This is a genomic window from Roseateles flavus (assembly GCF_039872765.1).
Classification (GTDB): Bacteria; Pseudomonadota; Gammaproteobacteria; order Burkholderiales; family Burkholderiaceae_C; genus Roseateles_B; species Roseateles_B flavus.
Genome location: NZ_JBDPZC010000003.1, coordinates 162,411 through 178,190, shown reverse-complemented (window position 1 = coordinate 178,190; position 15,780 = coordinate 162,411). Strand labels below are relative to the sequence as shown.

Annotated in this window: 11 protein-coding genes; all 11 read right to left on the bottom strand. The window is 67.2% G+C overall.

Annotation, left to right across the window (positions count from 1 at the left end):
• Window positions 1-4: 4 nt before the first annotated feature.
• Entirely contained in the window at window positions 5-1,144 is a 1,140-nt protein-coding gene (dnaJ, locus tag ABDJ40_RS08660; protein ID WP_269629592.1) for a molecular chaperone DnaJ, read from the bottom strand.
• 122 nt (window positions 1,145-1,266) lie between these two features.
• Window positions 1,267-3,216 (bottom strand): molecular chaperone DnaK, encoded by a 1,950-nt coding sequence (dnaK, locus tag ABDJ40_RS08655; RefSeq protein ID WP_347608794.1) that lies wholly within the window; start codon window positions 3,214-3,216, stop codon window positions 1,267-1,269.
• An 86-nt stretch (window positions 3,217-3,302) separates the two neighbouring features.
• The gene (grpE, locus tag ABDJ40_RS08650) at window positions 3,303-3,821 is read right to left on the bottom strand and encodes a nucleotide exchange factor GrpE (RefSeq protein ID WP_347608792.1); all 519 of its coding nucleotides are present in this window, start codon (window positions 3,819-3,821) and stop codon (window positions 3,303-3,305) included.
• 155 nt (window positions 3,822-3,976) lie between these two features.
• The gene (locus ABDJ40_RS08645) at window positions 3,977-4,396 is read right to left on the bottom strand and encodes an RNA-binding S4 domain-containing protein (protein ID WP_269629589.1); all 420 of its coding nucleotides are present in this window, start codon (window positions 4,394-4,396) and stop codon (window positions 3,977-3,979) included.
• Complete coding sequence (gene hemH / locus ABDJ40_RS08640; RefSeq protein ID WP_347608789.1) at window positions 4,393-5,484, bottom strand: ferrochelatase; 1,092 nt, start codon at window positions 5,482-5,484, stop codon at window positions 4,393-4,395. Before hemH ends, ABDJ40_RS08645 begins: the two co-directional genes overlap by 4 nt.
• A 26-nt stretch (window positions 5,485-5,510) precedes the next feature.
• On the bottom strand, window positions 5,511-6,482 hold the full coding sequence (locus ABDJ40_RS08635; RefSeq protein ID WP_347608787.1) for an FHA domain-containing protein: 972 nt from the start codon (window positions 6,480-6,482) through the stop codon (window positions 5,511-5,513).
• Window positions 6,483-6,996: 514 nt separating this feature from the next.
• Window positions 6,997-9,231 (bottom strand): RNA polymerase sigma factor RpoD, encoded by a 2,235-nt coding sequence (rpoD, locus tag ABDJ40_RS08630; protein WP_347608785.1) that lies wholly within the window; start codon window positions 9,229-9,231, stop codon window positions 6,997-6,999.
• 383 nt (window positions 9,232-9,614) lie between these two features.
• Entirely contained in the window at window positions 9,615-11,612 is a 1,998-nt protein-coding gene (dnaG, locus tag ABDJ40_RS08625) for a DNA primase (RefSeq protein ID WP_347608783.1), read from the bottom strand.
• A 40-nt stretch (window positions 11,613-11,652) separates the two neighbouring features.
• On the bottom strand, window positions 11,653-14,619 hold the full coding sequence (locus ABDJ40_RS08620) for a putative bifunctional diguanylate cyclase/phosphodiesterase (protein WP_347608781.1): 2,967 nt from the start codon (window positions 14,617-14,619) through the stop codon (window positions 11,653-11,655).
• 308 nt (window positions 14,620-14,927) lie between these two features.
• On the bottom strand, window positions 14,928-15,230 hold the full coding sequence (locus ABDJ40_RS08615; RefSeq protein WP_183102723.1) for an H-NS histone family protein: 303 nt from the start codon (window positions 15,228-15,230) through the stop codon (window positions 14,928-14,930).
• Window positions 15,231-15,461: 231 nt separating this feature from the next.
• Window positions 15,462-15,734, bottom strand: coding sequence for an oxidative damage protection protein (locus ABDJ40_RS08610; RefSeq protein ID WP_183102724.1), 273 nt, complete (start codon window positions 15,732-15,734; stop codon window positions 15,462-15,464).
• Between the last annotated feature and the right edge of the window lie 46 nt (window positions 15,735-15,780).

Here is a 15,780-nt window from a genome sequence, read left to right as displayed (position 1 = left end):
GCGCTTACTTGAACAGGTCCTTGACGCGGTCCGTCCAGCTCTTGGCATTGGGCGAGTGTCGCTCGCCGCCGTCCCTGAAGCTCTTGTCCAGGTCCTTGAGCAGCTTGCGCTGGTACTCGGTGAGCTTGACCGGCGTCTCCACGCTGATGTGGCAGTACAGATCGCCCGGATAGCTGGAGCGCACGCCCTTGATGCCCTTGCCGCGCAGGCGGAAGGTCTTGCCGTGCTGGGTGCCCTCGGGCAGATCGATCTCGGCCTTGCCGCCCAGGGTGGGGACCTCGATGGTGCCGCCCAGCGCCGCGGTGGTCATGCCCACCGGCATGGTGCAGTGCAGGTCGTCGCCGTCGCGCTCGAAGATGTCGTGCTGCTTGATCCGGATCTCGATGTAGAGGTCGCCCGCCGGGCCGCCATTCACGCCAGGCTCGCCGTTGCCCGCCGAGCGGATGCGCATGCCTTCGTTGATGCCGGCCGGAATCTTGACCTCCAGCGTCTTGGTCTTCTTGATCTTGCCCTGGCCGCTGCAGGTGGTGCAGGGGTCCGGGATGATCTTGCCGCTGCCATGGCAGTGCGGGCAGGTCTGCTGCACGCTGAAGAAGCCCTGGCGCATGTGCACCGTGCCCGAGCCGCCGCAGGAGCCGCAGGTCTTGGCCGAGGTGCCAGGTTTTGCCCCGCTGCCGTTGCAGGTCTCGCAGGATTCCCAGGCAGGAATGCGGATCTGCGTTTCCTTGCCGCGGGCCGCCTCCTCCAGCGTGATCTCCATGGCGTAGGAGAGGTCGCTGCCGCGGTAGACCTGCTGGCCGCCGCCGCGACGCCCGCCGGCACCGCCGAAGATGTCGCCGAAGATGTCGCCGAAGGCTTCGGCGAAGCCGCCGAAGCCCTCCGCGCCCGGGCCACCGCGGCCGCCCATGTTCGGGTCGACGCCGGCATGGCCGTACTGGTCGTAGGCGGCGCGCTTCTGTCCGTCGGAGAGCATCTCGTAGGCCTCCTTGGCCTCCTTGAACTTCTCCTCGGCTGCAGCGGCGCCATCACCCTGGTTGCGGTCCGGGTGGTACTTCATGGCCAGCTTGCGGTAGGCCTTCTTGATGTCCTCGTCGCTGGCGTTCTTGGCGACGCCGAGGACTTCGTAATAGTCACGCTTTGCCATGGGCGGATCCTGGCTTCTCAAACAATTGCGCCGCGCCGGGGGCCAAGGGGTGATCCCAGGCGGGGGCGCGGCGGGTCAGCACGCCCCGCGGGCCGCGAAGCCTGCGGGGTGGGGCCGTCGGATTACTTGCTGTCCTTGACTTCCTTGAACTCGGCGTCGACGACATTGTCATCGGCCGGCTTGGCGGAAGCCTGCTGCTGAGCCTGGGCCTGGGCACCGGCCTCGGCCGCACCGGCGGCCTGCTGGGCCTGGGCGTCGGCGTACATCTTCTCGCCCAGCTTCTGGCTGGCGGTCATCAGGGCTTCGGACTTGGCGTCGATGTCGGCCTTGTCCTCGCCCTTCAGGGCCTCTTCCAGCTCCTTGATGGCGGCTTCGATCTTGTCCTTCTCGCCAGCTTCCAGCTTGTCGCCGTGCTCGGTCAGGGACTTGCGGACCGAGTGCACCAGCCCATCGCCCTGGTTCTTGGCCTGGACCAGTTCGACCTTCTTCTTGTCCTCGGCGGCATTGGCCTCGGCGTCCTTCACCATCTTCTCGATCTCGGCCTCGGACAGGCCCGAGTTCGCCTTGATGGTGATCTTGTTTTCCTTGCCCGTGCCCTTGTCCTTGGCGCTGACATGCAGGATGCCGTTGGCGTCGATGTCGAAGGTCACTTCGATCTGGGGCGTGCCGCGCATGGCCGGCGGGATGCCTTCCAGGTTGAACTCGCCCAGGCTCTTGTTGGCCTGCGCCATCTCGCGCTCGCCCTGGTAGACCTTGATGGTCACGGCCGGCTGGTTGTCCTCGGCGGTCGAGAAGGTCTGGCTGAACTTGGTCGGGATGGTCGTGTTCTTCTTGATCATCTTCGTCATCACGCCGCCCAGGGTCTCGATGCCCAGGGAGAGCGGGGTGACGTCCAGCAGCAGCACATCCTTGCGCTCGCCGCCCAGGACCTGGCCCTGGATGGCCGCGCCGACGGCCACGGCCTCGTCGGGGTTCACATCCTTGCGGGGGTCCTTGCCGAAGAACTCCTTGACCTTGTCCTGCACCTTGGGCATGCGGGTCATGCCGCCGACCAGGATGACGTCGTCGATCTCGCCCACGGCCACGCCGGCGTCCTTGATGGCGGTGCGGCAGGGCGCGATGGTGCGCTCGATCAGCTCTTCCACCAGCGACTCCAGCTTGGCGCGGGTCAGCTTGATGTTCAGGTGCTTGGGACCGGTGGCGTCAGCGGTGATGTAGGGCAGGTTGACGTCGGTCTGCGAGGAGTTCGACAGCTCGATCTTGGCCTTCTCGGCCGCTTCCTTCAGGCGCTGCAGGGCCAGCACGTCCTTGGTCAGGTCGACGCCTTGCTCTTTCTTGAACTCGGCAATGATGTAGTCGATGATGCGCTGGTCGAAGTCTTCGCCGCCCAGGAAGGTGTCGCCGTTGGTCGACAGCACTTCGAACTGCATCTCGCCGTCAACATCAGCGATCTCGATGATGGAGATGTCGAAGGTGCCACCGCCCAGGTCATAGACGGCAATCTTGCGGTCGCCCTTGCCGTGCTTGTCCAGGCCGAAGGCCAGGGCCGCAGCGGTAGGCTCGTTGATGATGCGCTTGACGTCCAGGCCGGCGATGCGGCCGGCGTCCTTGGTGGCCTGGCGCTGGGCGTCGTTGAAGTAGGCGGGCACCGTGATCACGGCTTCCGTCACTTCCTCGCCCAGGTAGTCCTCGGCCGTCTTCTTCATCTTGCGCAGCACTTCAGCGCTGACCTGCGGGGGCGCGAACTTCTTGCCGCGCACTTCCACCCAGGCGTCGCCGTTGTCGGCGGGCGCGATGGTGTAGGGCATCAGGTCGATGTCCTTCTGCACTTCCTTCTCGGTGAACTTGCGGCCGATCAGGCGCTTCACCGCGTACAGGGTGTTCTTGGGGTTGGTGACCGACTGGCGCTTGGCGGAAGCGCCGACGAGGATCTCGCCGTCTTCCTGGTAGGCAATGATGGACGGGGTGGTGCGGGCGCCCTCGGCGTTCTCGATCACGCGCGTCGTGTTGCCTTCCATGACGGCCACGCACGAGTTCGTGGTGCCCAGGTCAATACCGATGATCTTTCCCATGATTTTTTGCTCCTGATCCTGAATCTGGTTTCGTTAAGGACGAAATGCGGTTGGGTCGCGGCGTTTCAAGGGCCGCGTACCGTGAATTACTTGGGGGCGGCGACCGTCACCAGGGCCGGGCGCAGCACGCGCTCGGCAATGGAATAGCCCTTCTGCAGGACCGCGACGACGGTGTTGGCCTCCTGGTCCGCTGGCACCATAGAGATGGCCTGGTGCTGGTGCGGATCGAACTTGGTGCCGGCGGCCGGATTGATCTCCAGCACCTTGTTGCGCTCCAGCGCGGCGGCCAGCTGGCGGCGGGTGGCATGTACGCCTTCCAGCACCTGCTCGACGCGGGCGTCCGGGCGGGCGATGGCAGCTTCCATGCTGTCCATCACGGGCAGCATGGCCTCGGCGAAGCCTTCCACGGCGAACTTGCGGGCCTTGGACATCTCTTCGTCCGAGCGGCGGCGGATGTTCTCCACCTCGGCCTTGGCGCGCAGGTAGGCGTCGGACATCTCGGCCAGGCGGGCCTCCAGATCGGCCAGCTTCTGCTCCGGGCTCAGCTCGGTGGCGGCAGGGGCGGCATCGGCGGCAGTGTCGGGGGTGTGGTTCTCGTTGCTCATGGATGGTGGGCGTAGAAGAGCCCCGGCAACTCATGGTCCAGCCATGAAACGGGGCGACGCGGGCTAGCTGGGGGCGAAGCCCTGGAGTTCAAGAGGGGATTGCTTCAGTTTTTTCAAGGGAAAACCCTTGATTTCAACAGCCAGCAGGGCCTGGCTCAGTCGGGCTCCGCCTCGGCGCTCCAGCGGTTCCAGTCGGCCAGGCGGCGGCGGTCCTGTTTGGTGGGGCGGCCCTGGACGATGGTGGAGGCGGGCTCGGGGGCCAGGCGGCGGCTTTCGGCGGCCTGCTCGCGCTTGAGCAGGCTTTCAGCCGTTTCTTCGTAGAGCGCCTGGGCCTGGGGCGCCGGGCCGCGTACGTGGGACAGGGCCCGCACGACGACCTCGCGCTCCACCACGCCCTGGCGCAGCTGCAGCACGTCGCCGGGCTTGAGCTCACGCGAGGGCTTGGCCGGCTGGCCGTTGACGCTCACCCGGCCCTTGCCGATCTCCTCGACGGCCAGGGCGCGCGTCTTGTAGAAGCGGGCGGCCCAGAGCCATTTGTCCAGGCGCACTTCCTCGGCCAGGGGCAGAGCCTTCATGCCGAGGCACCCAGCCGGCGGGCGCGGTCCGCCTGGGCCTGCAGCCCGGCGGCGTCCGGCATGTCCTTCGTGGGCCAGCCCTGCAGATGGCGCTCCGCCAGCTCCGCCAGTGCGCGCATGCCCTGCGGGTCGTCGTTGAGGCAGGGGATGTAGCTGAAGCGCTGGCCGCCGGAGGTCTCGAAAGCCTCCTTGGCTTCCTGGGCGATTTCTTCCAGCGTCTCCAGGCAGTCGGCACTGAAGCCCGGGCAGACCAGGTCCACCGACTTCAGCCCGGTCGCGGCCAACTGGCGCAGGGTGGGCTCGGTATAGGGTTCCAGCCATTTGGCCTTGCCGAAGCGGCTCTGGAAGCTCACCAGGTACTGGTCTTCCCGCAGCCCGAGGGCCTGGGCCAGCAGGCGGCCGGTCTTGAGGCATTCGCAGTGGTAGGGATCGCCCAGGTGGAGGGTGCGCTCGGGCATGCCGTGGAAGCTCATCACCAGCTTGTCGCCCTGGCCGTGGGTGGTCCAGTGGCGGCGCACGCTGTCGGCCAGCGCCCGGATGTGGGCGGGGTCGTCGTGGTATCGGTTGATGAAGCGCAGCTCGGGCACATGGCGGGTTTGCAGGGCCCAGCGGGCCACGGCATCGATCACGCTGCCCGTGGTGGCGCCGGAGTACTGCGGATAGGCGGGCAGGACCAGGATGCGCGTCACGCCCTCGGCCTTGAAGGCATCGAGCTGGCTGGCGATGGAGGGTTGGCCGTAGCGCATGGCATGGCGCACCTGCAGTTGATGGCCGCGCTCGCCCAGCAGGCCCTGCAGCAGCTTGGCCTGGCGCTCGGTCCAGACCTTCAGCGGCGAGCCTTCCTTCAGCCAGACCGTGGCGTACTTGGCCGCCGACTTGGCCGGGCGCACGCGCAGGATGATGCCGTGCAGGATCACCATCCAGACCAGGCGAGGGATCTCCACCACGCGCGGGTCGCTCAGGAACTCGGCCAGGTAGCGGCGCAGGGCCGGGGCGGTGGGGGCCTCCGGCGTGCCCAGATTGCACAGCAGCACGCCTGTTCTCAGGGGGCTGCCATGGCGGTAGCCCGGTTCTTTCTTGAAGCTCATGGGGGCGATTGTCCCGCAGGCCGGGCTCAGCTGCGGCTGTGGGATTGCCCGATGGCGCGCGGCTCGGTGTCGGCGAAGTGCAGGACCTCGAAGCGCACCGTCGGTGCAGAGAGGTCTGACGGCGTGCCGCCCAGGCCGATCACGCCGCTGCCATGCAGGGTGCAGGAGCCGCGGCGCAGGGAGACGATCTCGCCGTCGCGGCCGAAGCGCACGAAGGTGCCGTTGTAGCTGAGGTCCGTCAGCGAGAAGCTGCCGCCGTGCCAGTCGATGCGGGCATGGGAGCGCGAGACCCGGACGTCGGTGATGCAATAGGTGGCCTGGGTGCTGCGGCCCAGGATCACGGGCATGCTGCCGATGTCGAAGATGCGGTCCAGGTCCAGCCAGACCAGGCGGATGCCGTCCGGGTCCGCCGTGGGCATGGGGTCGCCGAACTGGGTGGCTGCGGCCGGCTCGCTGCTGTAGGCGTAGTTGTCCAGCACGTAGACGTGAACGGGCTCGGCCCGGCCGCGGATGGCGATCAGGTCGAGGCTGCGGAAACGCAGACGCTGCGTGACGGGGAGGCCCTGAAGCACTTCCTTGGTGATCAGGGTCTCGTTGTCGCCGGCGTGGTCCAGCAGGCGGGCGGCCACGTTGACGGCGTCGCCGAAGCAGTCGCCGTTCATCTCGACCACCTCGCCGCCGGCCAGGGCCACCTGCAGCTTCAGGCCGCGCAGACCGGGCGAGGCGCCATGCTGCTGGCCGCGCGAGACGATGCGCTGCAGGGATTCGTGCATCTGCACGGCGGCCCGGATGCCGTCCCCGGCGTCGCTGAACACCGCCATGAGGCCGTCGCCCAGGGTCTTGATCAGCTTGCCGTTGCTGTCTCCCACGGCACGGCCGACGAGGTTGACCGCGTGCGTGACCACCGAGGTGGCCTCGGCATTGCCCAGGGTCTCGAACAAGGCCGTGCTGCCGCGCAAGTCGGCAAACAGGACGATGCGTTCGCTGATCTGGGTCATGGGTGAAAGATGTCGATACTGCGTGACAGAAGTCGCAGTGTAGCGGGGTGGCGTGGCACTCGACTTGGCGATAACGCCAGTGTGGACGGCCCTTCTCCCCGGCGAGTGCTGCGCGAGGGTCTCAAGGGGTGACGGCTTGTTGCAAAAAGAAAAGCCGATGCGGGGCATCGGCTTCCTGGGGGTCATGTCTTGCCTGGGCGAGCCCTGGCACCATGCGGACTGAAGTACTTCCACCGGCTTGTGCCCTGTCTTGCTGGCGCAAGCCATGGCGCAAACTGCGTTGCCGCTGCGCGGCATCGTGCGGGTTGGTGGTACTTCCACCGGCTTGTGCCCTGTCTTGCTGGCGCAAGCCATGGCGCAAACTGCGTTGCCGCTGCGCGGCATCGTGCGGGTTGGTGGTGCTTCCACCGGCTTGTGCCCTGTCTTGCTGGCGCAAGCCATGGCGCAAACTGCGTTGCCGCTGCGCGGCATCCTGAGGCGCCTTGGCGCCTCAGGACACGTACTTGTCCAACCTTTACAGGTTGTCCAGGTACGTGCGCAGTTTGTCCGAACGGCTCGGGTGCTTCAGCTTGCGGATGGCCTTGGCCTCGATCTGACGGATCCGCTCACGGGTGACGTCGAACTGCTTGCCGACTTCCTCCAGCGTGTGGTCCGTGCTCATCTCGATGCCGAAGCGCATGCGCAGCACCTTGGCCTCGCGCGGGGTCAGGCTGTCGAGGATGTCCTTCACCACGTCGCGCAGGCCGGCCTGCATGGCGGCCTCAATGGGCGCGGTGTTGTTGGTGTCCTCGATGAAGTCGCCCAGGTGGCTGTCGTCGTCGTCCCCGATCGGCGTTTCCATGGAGATCGGCTCCTTGGCGATCTTCATGATCTTGCGGATCTTGTCCTCGGGGATCTCCATCTTCTCGGCCAGGGTCGGGGCGTCCGGCTCGTAGCCGAACTCCTGCAGATGCTGGCGCGAGATGCGGTTCATCTTGTTGATCGTCTCGATCATGTGAACCGGGATGCGGATGGTGCGGGCCTGGTCGGCGATCGAGCGGGTGATGGCCTGGCGGATCCACCACGTCGCGTAGGTCGAGAACTTGTAGCCGCGGCGGTACTCGAACTTGTCCACCGCCTTCATCAGGCCGATATTGCCTTCCTGGATCAGGTCCAGGAACTGCAGGCCGCGGTTGGTGTACTTCTTCGCGATCGAGATCACCAGGCGCAGGTTGGCCTCGATCATCTCCTTCTTGGCATCGCGCGAGGCCTTCTCGCCCTCGTTCATGCGCTTGTTGATCTCCTTGAGATCGTCCAGCGGCACGACGGCCTTGGCCTGGATGTCGATGAGCTTCTGCTGCAGCTCCTGCACGGCGGGCAGGTTGCGGCCCAGCACGGCGGAGTAGGGCTTGGCGGCGGCGACTTCCTTCTCGGCCCAGGTCAGGTTCAGGGCGTTGGGCGGGAAGGTCTTGATGAAGTGCTCCTGCGACATGCCGCACTTGTCCACCACGATCTTGCGCAGCTCGCGCTCGTAACGGCGCACGTCATCCACCTGCGAGCGAAGGATGTCGCACAGGCGCTCGATGGTCTTGACGGTGAAGCGGATGGTCATCAGCTCGGCGCTGATGGCGTGCTGGGCCTTGTCATAGGCCGCGGAGCGGTAGCCGTCCTTCTCGAAGGCCTTGCGCATCTTCTCGAAGTTGCTGTCCAGGGCGTCGAACTTGACCAGGGCGGCGTTCTTCAGCTCTTCCAGCTTCTTGGTCAGGGCCTTGGAGCCACCGTTGCCGTCGTCGTCATCGTCTTCGTCGAACTCGTCGAAGTCTTCCTCGGCCACGTAGTCGTCGGCCTCGTCCTCGGCCACGAAGCCGTCGACCACCTCAGAGATCTGCTGCTCGCCGGCGCGGATCTTGGCGGCCATGGAGAGGATCTCGGCGATGGTCGTCGGCGAGGCGGAGATGGCAAGCATCATGGCCTGCAGGCCGCCTTCGATGCGCTTGGCGATCTCGATTTCGCCTTCACGGGTCAGCAGCTCGACGGTGCCCATCTCGCGCATGTACATGCGCACAGGGTCGGTCGTGCGGCCGAATTCGGAGTCCACGGTGGACAGCGCGGCTTCGGCGGCTTCCTCGGCCTCTTCCTCGGTGGCCGTGGGCGAGGTGCTGCCCTGGATCAGCAGGGTGGCGGCGTCGGGGGCCTGCTCGTACACGGCGATGCCCATGTCGTTCAACATGGACACGATGGCCTCGAGGATTTCCTCGTTGATCAGCTTCTCGGGCAGGTGATCGTTGATTTCCTGATGGGTCAGGAAACCGCGGGTCTTGCCCATCTTGATCAGGGTCTTCAGCTCCTGGCGGCGTTTGGCGACTTCCTCTTCGGTCAGTGCCGTCTCGTCCAGGCCGAATTCACGCATCAGTGCGCGCTCCTTGGCGCGGCTGACCTTCATGCGCAGGGGCTTGGCCTTGGGCTTGTCTTCGACGCTGTCCTCCACCTCGACTTCGGCGCCGACTTCGGCTTCGGGCTCGCCTTCAAGCTCGGCTTCGATGTCGGAGAAGTCCTCTTCCTCGGCCTCGGGCTTGGCCTTGGCACTCTTCTTGGTCTCGGTGGCTGCCTTGGGCTTGCGACCCCGCTTGGGCTTGGCTTCGTCACCCGCGCTGGCGGCCGCAGGCGCGGCCGCGGCCTTGGCGCTCTTGCGCGCAGGCTTCTTGGTGTCTTCGGCCAGTTCCTCGGGCTTGGGGGCGGTTGCCTTGGACGCGGTCTTCTTGGCGGTCATGCAGTTCCTCGAGTGGAGTGGGTGCGCAATGCAAGCGGCCACCTGCGCGCGCCTGCTGTCAGGCGCCGCCCAGGCGGCACAAACATAGGCCCCGGCTCTTCCAAGATGGTGGCGCGAGCCGACCAATCAAGGCGAATGCCAGGGCTTTGCGCGTACAAGGCTAGCGTGTACGTTGGAAAGTGCAGCCCTCAAGCGGATATAGGTGGCCTTGATACCTAATCTTGGTGCCCAGGGTCAGTGGGTGGCCGGGTCCGGGAGGCGCTGCCGTCACTCTTGACGCGCGAAAACCCTTAATTATCCATCAAGAACGCGCGCTTTTCAAAGAAGGCCGGCCTCAGGGCTAGCCCGTGGGACTGCCGGCCGGGCATCGCGGGCCGTGGCGCTCAGTCCGCCTTGAGCTCCTGGATGCGCTGGCGCAGGCCCCGCAGCTGATCCAGCACGGCGGGCGTGACCGGGCCGGCGCTCAGCTGGCGGGACTCCTCCTCAAGCCGGGAGATCCACAGCTTGCGCAGCAGGCGCTGGAAGTCTTCCAGCTGCAGCTCGTCGTCACTGGCGTGCAGGCGACCGCCGCTGGCGCGCTGGGCCAGCTCCAGCAGGCCTTCCTCCTCCAGGGCGGCCTGCAGCACGGACCAGGGGCCCGGCCCGTGATTGACCAGATAGCGCTCCAGCCAGGCCACCACCTCGCCATGCTCGCCCGGCAGCTCGTGCAGCAACTGGTGGTCCTGGTCGCTCAGCAGCTCCCACCATGCGCAGTGCAGCAGCAACATGCGCAGGGCGTGATCGCGCGGGGAGGCCGGCTGGTGGCGGGGCAGGCCGTAGGTCTCGTCCTGCTCGCGCTTCTTCCATTCCTTCCAGTCCTTGCGATCCTTGCTCCAGGGCTTCTTCTCGCCGCCAGGCTTGCGGGCAGGAGCCTGGCCGGCGGGAGAGGGGCCTGCATCAGGCATGTCCGGCTGGCCGGACTGGGCATAGGCGAGTTCGTCCAGGTCCGGCGGTGGGCCGTCCCAGGGGGCGTCGTCAGCACCGTGCGAGGGGCTGCGTCGCTCCTGACGGGCGGAAGGGCGCCGGGGCTCGCCGGCCTGCCACAGATCCATCAGCTCCTGGTCCGGCAGCTGCGCCATGCGGGCCAGCTCGCCCAGCAGCTGGCGCTTGAGCAGGCCCTGGGGCAGCTGCTGCCACAGCGGCTTGGCATTGGCCAGGAGGCGGGCGCGACCTTCGGCGCTGCCCAGGTCCAGGCCTTCGCCGCAATGGTCGATCAGCTGGCGTGACAGCGGCAGTGCGCGCTCCACGCAGCGCTCGAAGGCCTCGCTGCCCAGCTCACGCACATAGGAATCGGGATCGTGCTCGCTGGGCAGGAAGAGGAACTTGATGCTGCGCGTGTCGGTCGCATGGGGCAGGGCGGCTTCCAGTGCGCGCCCGGCGGCGCGGCGCCCGGCCGCGTCGCCGTCGAAGCTGAAGATCACCGACTCAGTGAAGCGAAAGAGCTTGTGGACATGGTCCGCCGTGCACGCTGTGCCCAGCGTGGCCACGGCGTTGTTGAAGCCGTGCTGGGCCAGGGCCACCACGTCCATATAGCCCTCGACGACCAGGGCATAGCCGCGCTGGCGCAGCCCGGTACGGCCTTCGTAGAGGCCATAGAGTTCGCGACCCTTGCTGAACACCGGCGTCTCGGGCGAGTTGAGGTACTTGGGCTCGCCCTTGTCCAGCACCCGCCCGCCGAAGCCGATCACCTCGCCCTGGACATTGCGGATGGGGAACATGATCCGGTCCCTGAAACGGTCGTATCGGCGCTGCTCCTCCGCGCTCTTGCCCGGGTCGTCCTGGAGGATCACCAGGCCAGCCTCGACCAGCAGCGGGTCGTCATAGGACGCGAAGGCGCTGGCCAGCGCGCGCCAGCCCTCGGGCGCGTAGCCGAGGCCGAACTGGGCGGCAATAGTGCCTGTCAGTCCGCGGCGCTTGAGGTAGTCGATGGCGCGGGCACTGCCCTTGAGCTGCTTGCGGTAGTGCTCCGTGGCCTTGGCCAATACGTCGGTGAGGCTCAGCTGATGAGCCTTCTGGGCCTGGGCCCGCTGGATCTCGGCCGGGCTGCGCTCGTCCTGTGGCACCTGCATGCCCACCTGCTGGGCGAGGTCCTCCACGGCCTCGATGAAGCCCGCGCCGGTATGTTCCATCAGGAAGCCGATGGCATTGCCGTGCACGCCGCAGCCGAAGCAGTGGTAGGTCTGGCGGCTGGGGCTGACGATGAAGCTGGGGGACTTCTCGCCGTGGAAGGGGCACAGGCCCTTGTGGTTGATGCCTGCCTTCTTGAGTTCGACGTGGCGGCCCACGATGTCGACGATGTCGACGCGGGCGAGCAGGTCCTGGATAAAGCCGGGTGGAATCACCGCGGCAGTCTATCGGAAAGCCGGCGTCCGCCGGCCGTCCCTAGGCCTGGCCGGCGGGGGCGAACTCGCTCATTGGCGCGGGGACGCTGATGCGGCCGTCGTAGTCAGGCGAACGCTCGAAGGCCTGCACCCAGATCGGCACCAGCTCGGCCGGCATCGCGCTGGCGATGCCATGGCCCTGCCCCTGTTCGCAGCCCAGCGCCAGCAGGGCCTGGGCATGGGCGGCGGATTCCACGCCCTCGGCGATCACGTCGCAGCCGAAGGTGCGGGCCAGGCTGATCACGCCCTCCACCAGGGCGCGGTCGTGGGCATCGCTGAGCATCTGCTGGACGAAGGAGCGGTCGATCTTGAGCAAGTCCACCGGCAGCTGCTTGAGGTAGCTGAGGTTGGAGTAGCCGGTGCCAAAGTCGTCGAGGGCGAACTGCACGCCCAGGCCGCGGCAGTGCTCGATCAGCCGCTGGGTCGCCGCCACGTCCGCCAGGGCGGCCGATTCCAGCACCTCCAGCATCAGCAGCCGGGCCAGTCCGGGGCGGTGTCGTGCCAGCAGCTCGTCCAGGCGCTGGGCGAAGTCGGGTGACTGCAGGTGCCGCGCGGTGACGTTGACGGCAATCCGCAGCGGGCGCCCGTCGGCCGCCCATTGCTCGGCTTGCTTCAGCGCCTGCTCGATGACCCAGTCGCCGATCCGTACGCCCAGGCCCGTGTGCTCGACCAAGGGCAGGAAGTGCCCCGGCAGCAGCAGTCCGCGCTCCGGGTCATGCCAGCGCAGCAGGGCCTCCATGCCCAGCACCTTGCCGCGGCGCAGGTCCACCTTGGGCTGGAAATGCAGCTGCAGCTCGCCCAGGTCCAGGGCTTCCTGCATGCGACCCAGGGCCAGCACCTTGGCTTCGCTGCGCTGGCGCTTGTCGGTGTCGAAGAGCTCGAAGCCGTCGCGGCCCGAGCGCTTCACACGGTACAGGGCATGGGCGGCATGGCGCATCAGGGTCTCGGTGTCCGAGGCATCCTGCGGGAACAGGGTAGCGCCCAGGCTGGCGGTGAGGTGCAGCGGGCTGCCGGGGGCGATGTCGTAGAGCGGCGCACGCACCACGTCCAGCAGCCGGGCCAGCGCCAGCCGCGCCTCTTCCACGTTGCGGCAGCGCAGGATCAGCGCGAAGCCGTCACCGCCGATGCGCGCCAGTTGGTCGGTCCAGCGCTCCGTGTGGCGCAGGCTGCTGCGCAGGCGCCGGGCCATCTCCACCAGGGTCTGGTCCCCGGCGGGGCGGCCCTGGCGTTCATTGATGGCGCTGAAGTGGTCCAGGTCCAGATTGCAGACGCACAGCATGAAGCCCTCGCTGCGCGCCAGCTCCAGCGCCTGGCCCAGCTGCACCACGAAGCTGGCCTGGTTGGGCAGGCCGGTGAGGGCATCGAACTGGTTCTGGCGCAGCAGCTGGTTCTGCTGCCACTCTTCCTGCGTGCGGTCCTGCAGGGCGAAGACGTGGTAGCGAAGCAGGCCGTCATCATCGTGGAGCAGGCTCAGCCGGACCTGCAGCACCTTGGTCTGCCCCTTGGCATTGCGCAGGCGAAGCGGCCCTTCCCACTGGCCCTGGCGGGACAGTGCTTCGGTCAGGGCATCCGGCTGGATGCCGTTGTGCTGCAGCAGCTCGGGATCCACCAGCAGGCAGGGCGTGCCGATCAGGGACTCGCGGTCGCGGCCGAGGATGGCGCAGCTGCTGGGATTCATGTCCACGACCCGGTGCTGCGGGTCGCTCACGAGGATGCCCTCGTGCACGGTCTGGAACAGGTGGGCGCTGAGCTGCTCGCGCTCGCGGGCGACCTTGAGGCTGGTGATGTCGCGCAGGCTGGCCACCAGCAGGGCGGGATGACCGTAGGTGTCGCGCTCCATGACCTGGGCATGCCAGTGCAGCCAGCGCCATTCGCCGGCGGGCCGCACGCGCAGTTCCACGCTGGCGCTCTGGGCGTCACCGTCCTCGCTCTGGAGCAGGCGCTCCTGGGCCTGGGCCACGCGGGGGCGATCCAGGGGGTGGGCATGCTCCAGCCACTGTTCGAGGTCCTTGCCGCCGCGCTGGCCGCTCAAGGCCTGCCAGCGCAGGCTGAGTCGCGGCAGCTGCTCGTTGGCGCGCCAGACCATGAGGCCCAGCCCGCCGGCATCGAACAGCGTCTGCCATTGCTGCAGCTGCTGGCGCTGCCGCGCCCGCATCAGCTGCACGATCATCGGCAGCATGGCGGCGGCCAGGAGCTCGCAGGCCATCTCCAGCGGTGGCTCGTCGCCGTGTTCCATGGCCTCGGACAGGCCCTCGGCGCCGTGGTGCAGTCCCAGGCTGGTGGCCACGGCCAGGGCGGCGAGGCTGCTGATCCAGGGGGGCGACTGCCAGGCCAGCAGGGTCAGCAGCACCAGCCACAGCGCGGGCAGGGGCGGCCAGTGCAGCAGCCAGCTCGAGGCCAGGCAGAGGGTCAAGGCCAATGCGGCCGCGATGGCGCCGGTGGATGCGGGCTCGCGCGTGCTGCCGGGCCGCGGGTACAGGCTCAGCACCAGCGGCAGCGTCAGGGTGAGCGCCGTGCTGCTGGCGGCCCAGCGGAACAAGAGGGTCAGGCCGGCGGCGGCGGGTTCGCTGCGCCATGCCGTCCAGCGGTGTTCAAAGCCCTCGATGCCGGGCATCAGCGGCAGCAGGCCGGCCAGCGGTGCGGCAATCAGCAGGCAGGCCACGAGGCCCAGTTCGTGGTCCCGGCTGTCGTCCAGGGATTGCTTGAAGTCCTGCCTGCAAAGAAAGGCGTGGGCGGCGGCGCCCGCAAGCAGTGCGTTCAGCGTCTGGGACAGGGCCGCCAGGCCGCTGGAGGCCTGCAGCTGCAGCATCCCGAAGGTGCCAAGGCCGAGCAGTGGGAGCGTGGCCCAGCGCCCGCGCAGCAGGCCGATCAGCACCAGGCTCACCAGCCCGGCCTGGGTCCAGGCATGGTCCACCGGCAGATGCAGGCGCTGCGAGAGGCGGATCAGCAGGTAAAGAAGGACGGACACCCCTGCCGCGACGGCAAGGCTTTGGGCGAAGGGGCTGCTGGCGTGGCGCGCCGGCCTGGCATTGCGGACAGTCAAGCGAGGCTGACTCGGAAGGGTGAGGCGCCCTTTGCGGGCGCGGGCACACGGGGTGGATCAGGCCATGCTAGCAGCCGGGTCTCGGGAGGCGCCTTCGGCCCGGCCACTCAGGCGAGGGGGCGGGATTGCCCGGATGGCGTGCCGCAGACCTGGCCGGCCTTGTGGTGCGGGTGCGGGCGCAGGGCAAGAAAAAAGCGGCCGCAGCCGCTTTTGCCATGGCCGGGGGCCGGTCTTCAGACGTGGAAGTCTTCCAGCTTGGCACCGGCGGCGATGGCCGCCTTCAGCCACTTGGGCTGCAGGCCACGGCCGCTCCAGCTTTCGCCGGTGGCCTGGTTGCGGTACTTGGCCGCCACCTTGCTGGCCGCCTTGGCGGCCTTGGGCGGGCGCGAGCCGAGATCGGCCGCGGTCAGGCCGTAATCGGCCATCAGCGAGCGGACCTTGGCGATGGCCTCGCTGCGTTCCTTGTCCTTGGTTTCAGCAATTTGCTGATCCAGTGCGGCTCGTTGAGCCAGCAATTCCTTCAGTGATGAAGCCATTTTGCAACCCTCGCGCGGTAACGAGAACGAATTGTCTCTGCCCGGAATTGTAGATAAATATTCCTGATCGTGTGCAGGCGGGATTATGTCCCTTCGGGATTTGATTTTTTTGCAACGAAGCGAAGGCATTCCGCGGGGTTTCTCTCCCCGCATTTTCCCGGTGCAGGGGCAAAAAAAAGGCCAGGAAGTTCCTGGCCTGCACTCTGGCGGCGGGTGCCGGGTTATCCGGCCTCAGGCGGAAGGGGGCACGTATCCGGCGGGCTGTTCGGCGCCGCCGCCAAAGAAGAACTGTTCCATCTGGCGGGCCAGATACTGGCGGGCGCGCTGGTCTGCAAGATTGAGGCGGTTTTCATTCACCAGCATGGTCTGGTGCTTCATCCAGAGCTGCCAGGCTTCCTTGCTGACGTTCTCGTAGATGCGCTTGCCCAGCTCGCCCGGATAGGGCGCAAAGTCCAGGCCTTCGCCTTCCTTGTTCAGATAGGTGCATTGCACGGTGCGGGCCATGGTATTCCTCGTCGAAATCGGTGGGGTTGAATGCAATGCCGCACTG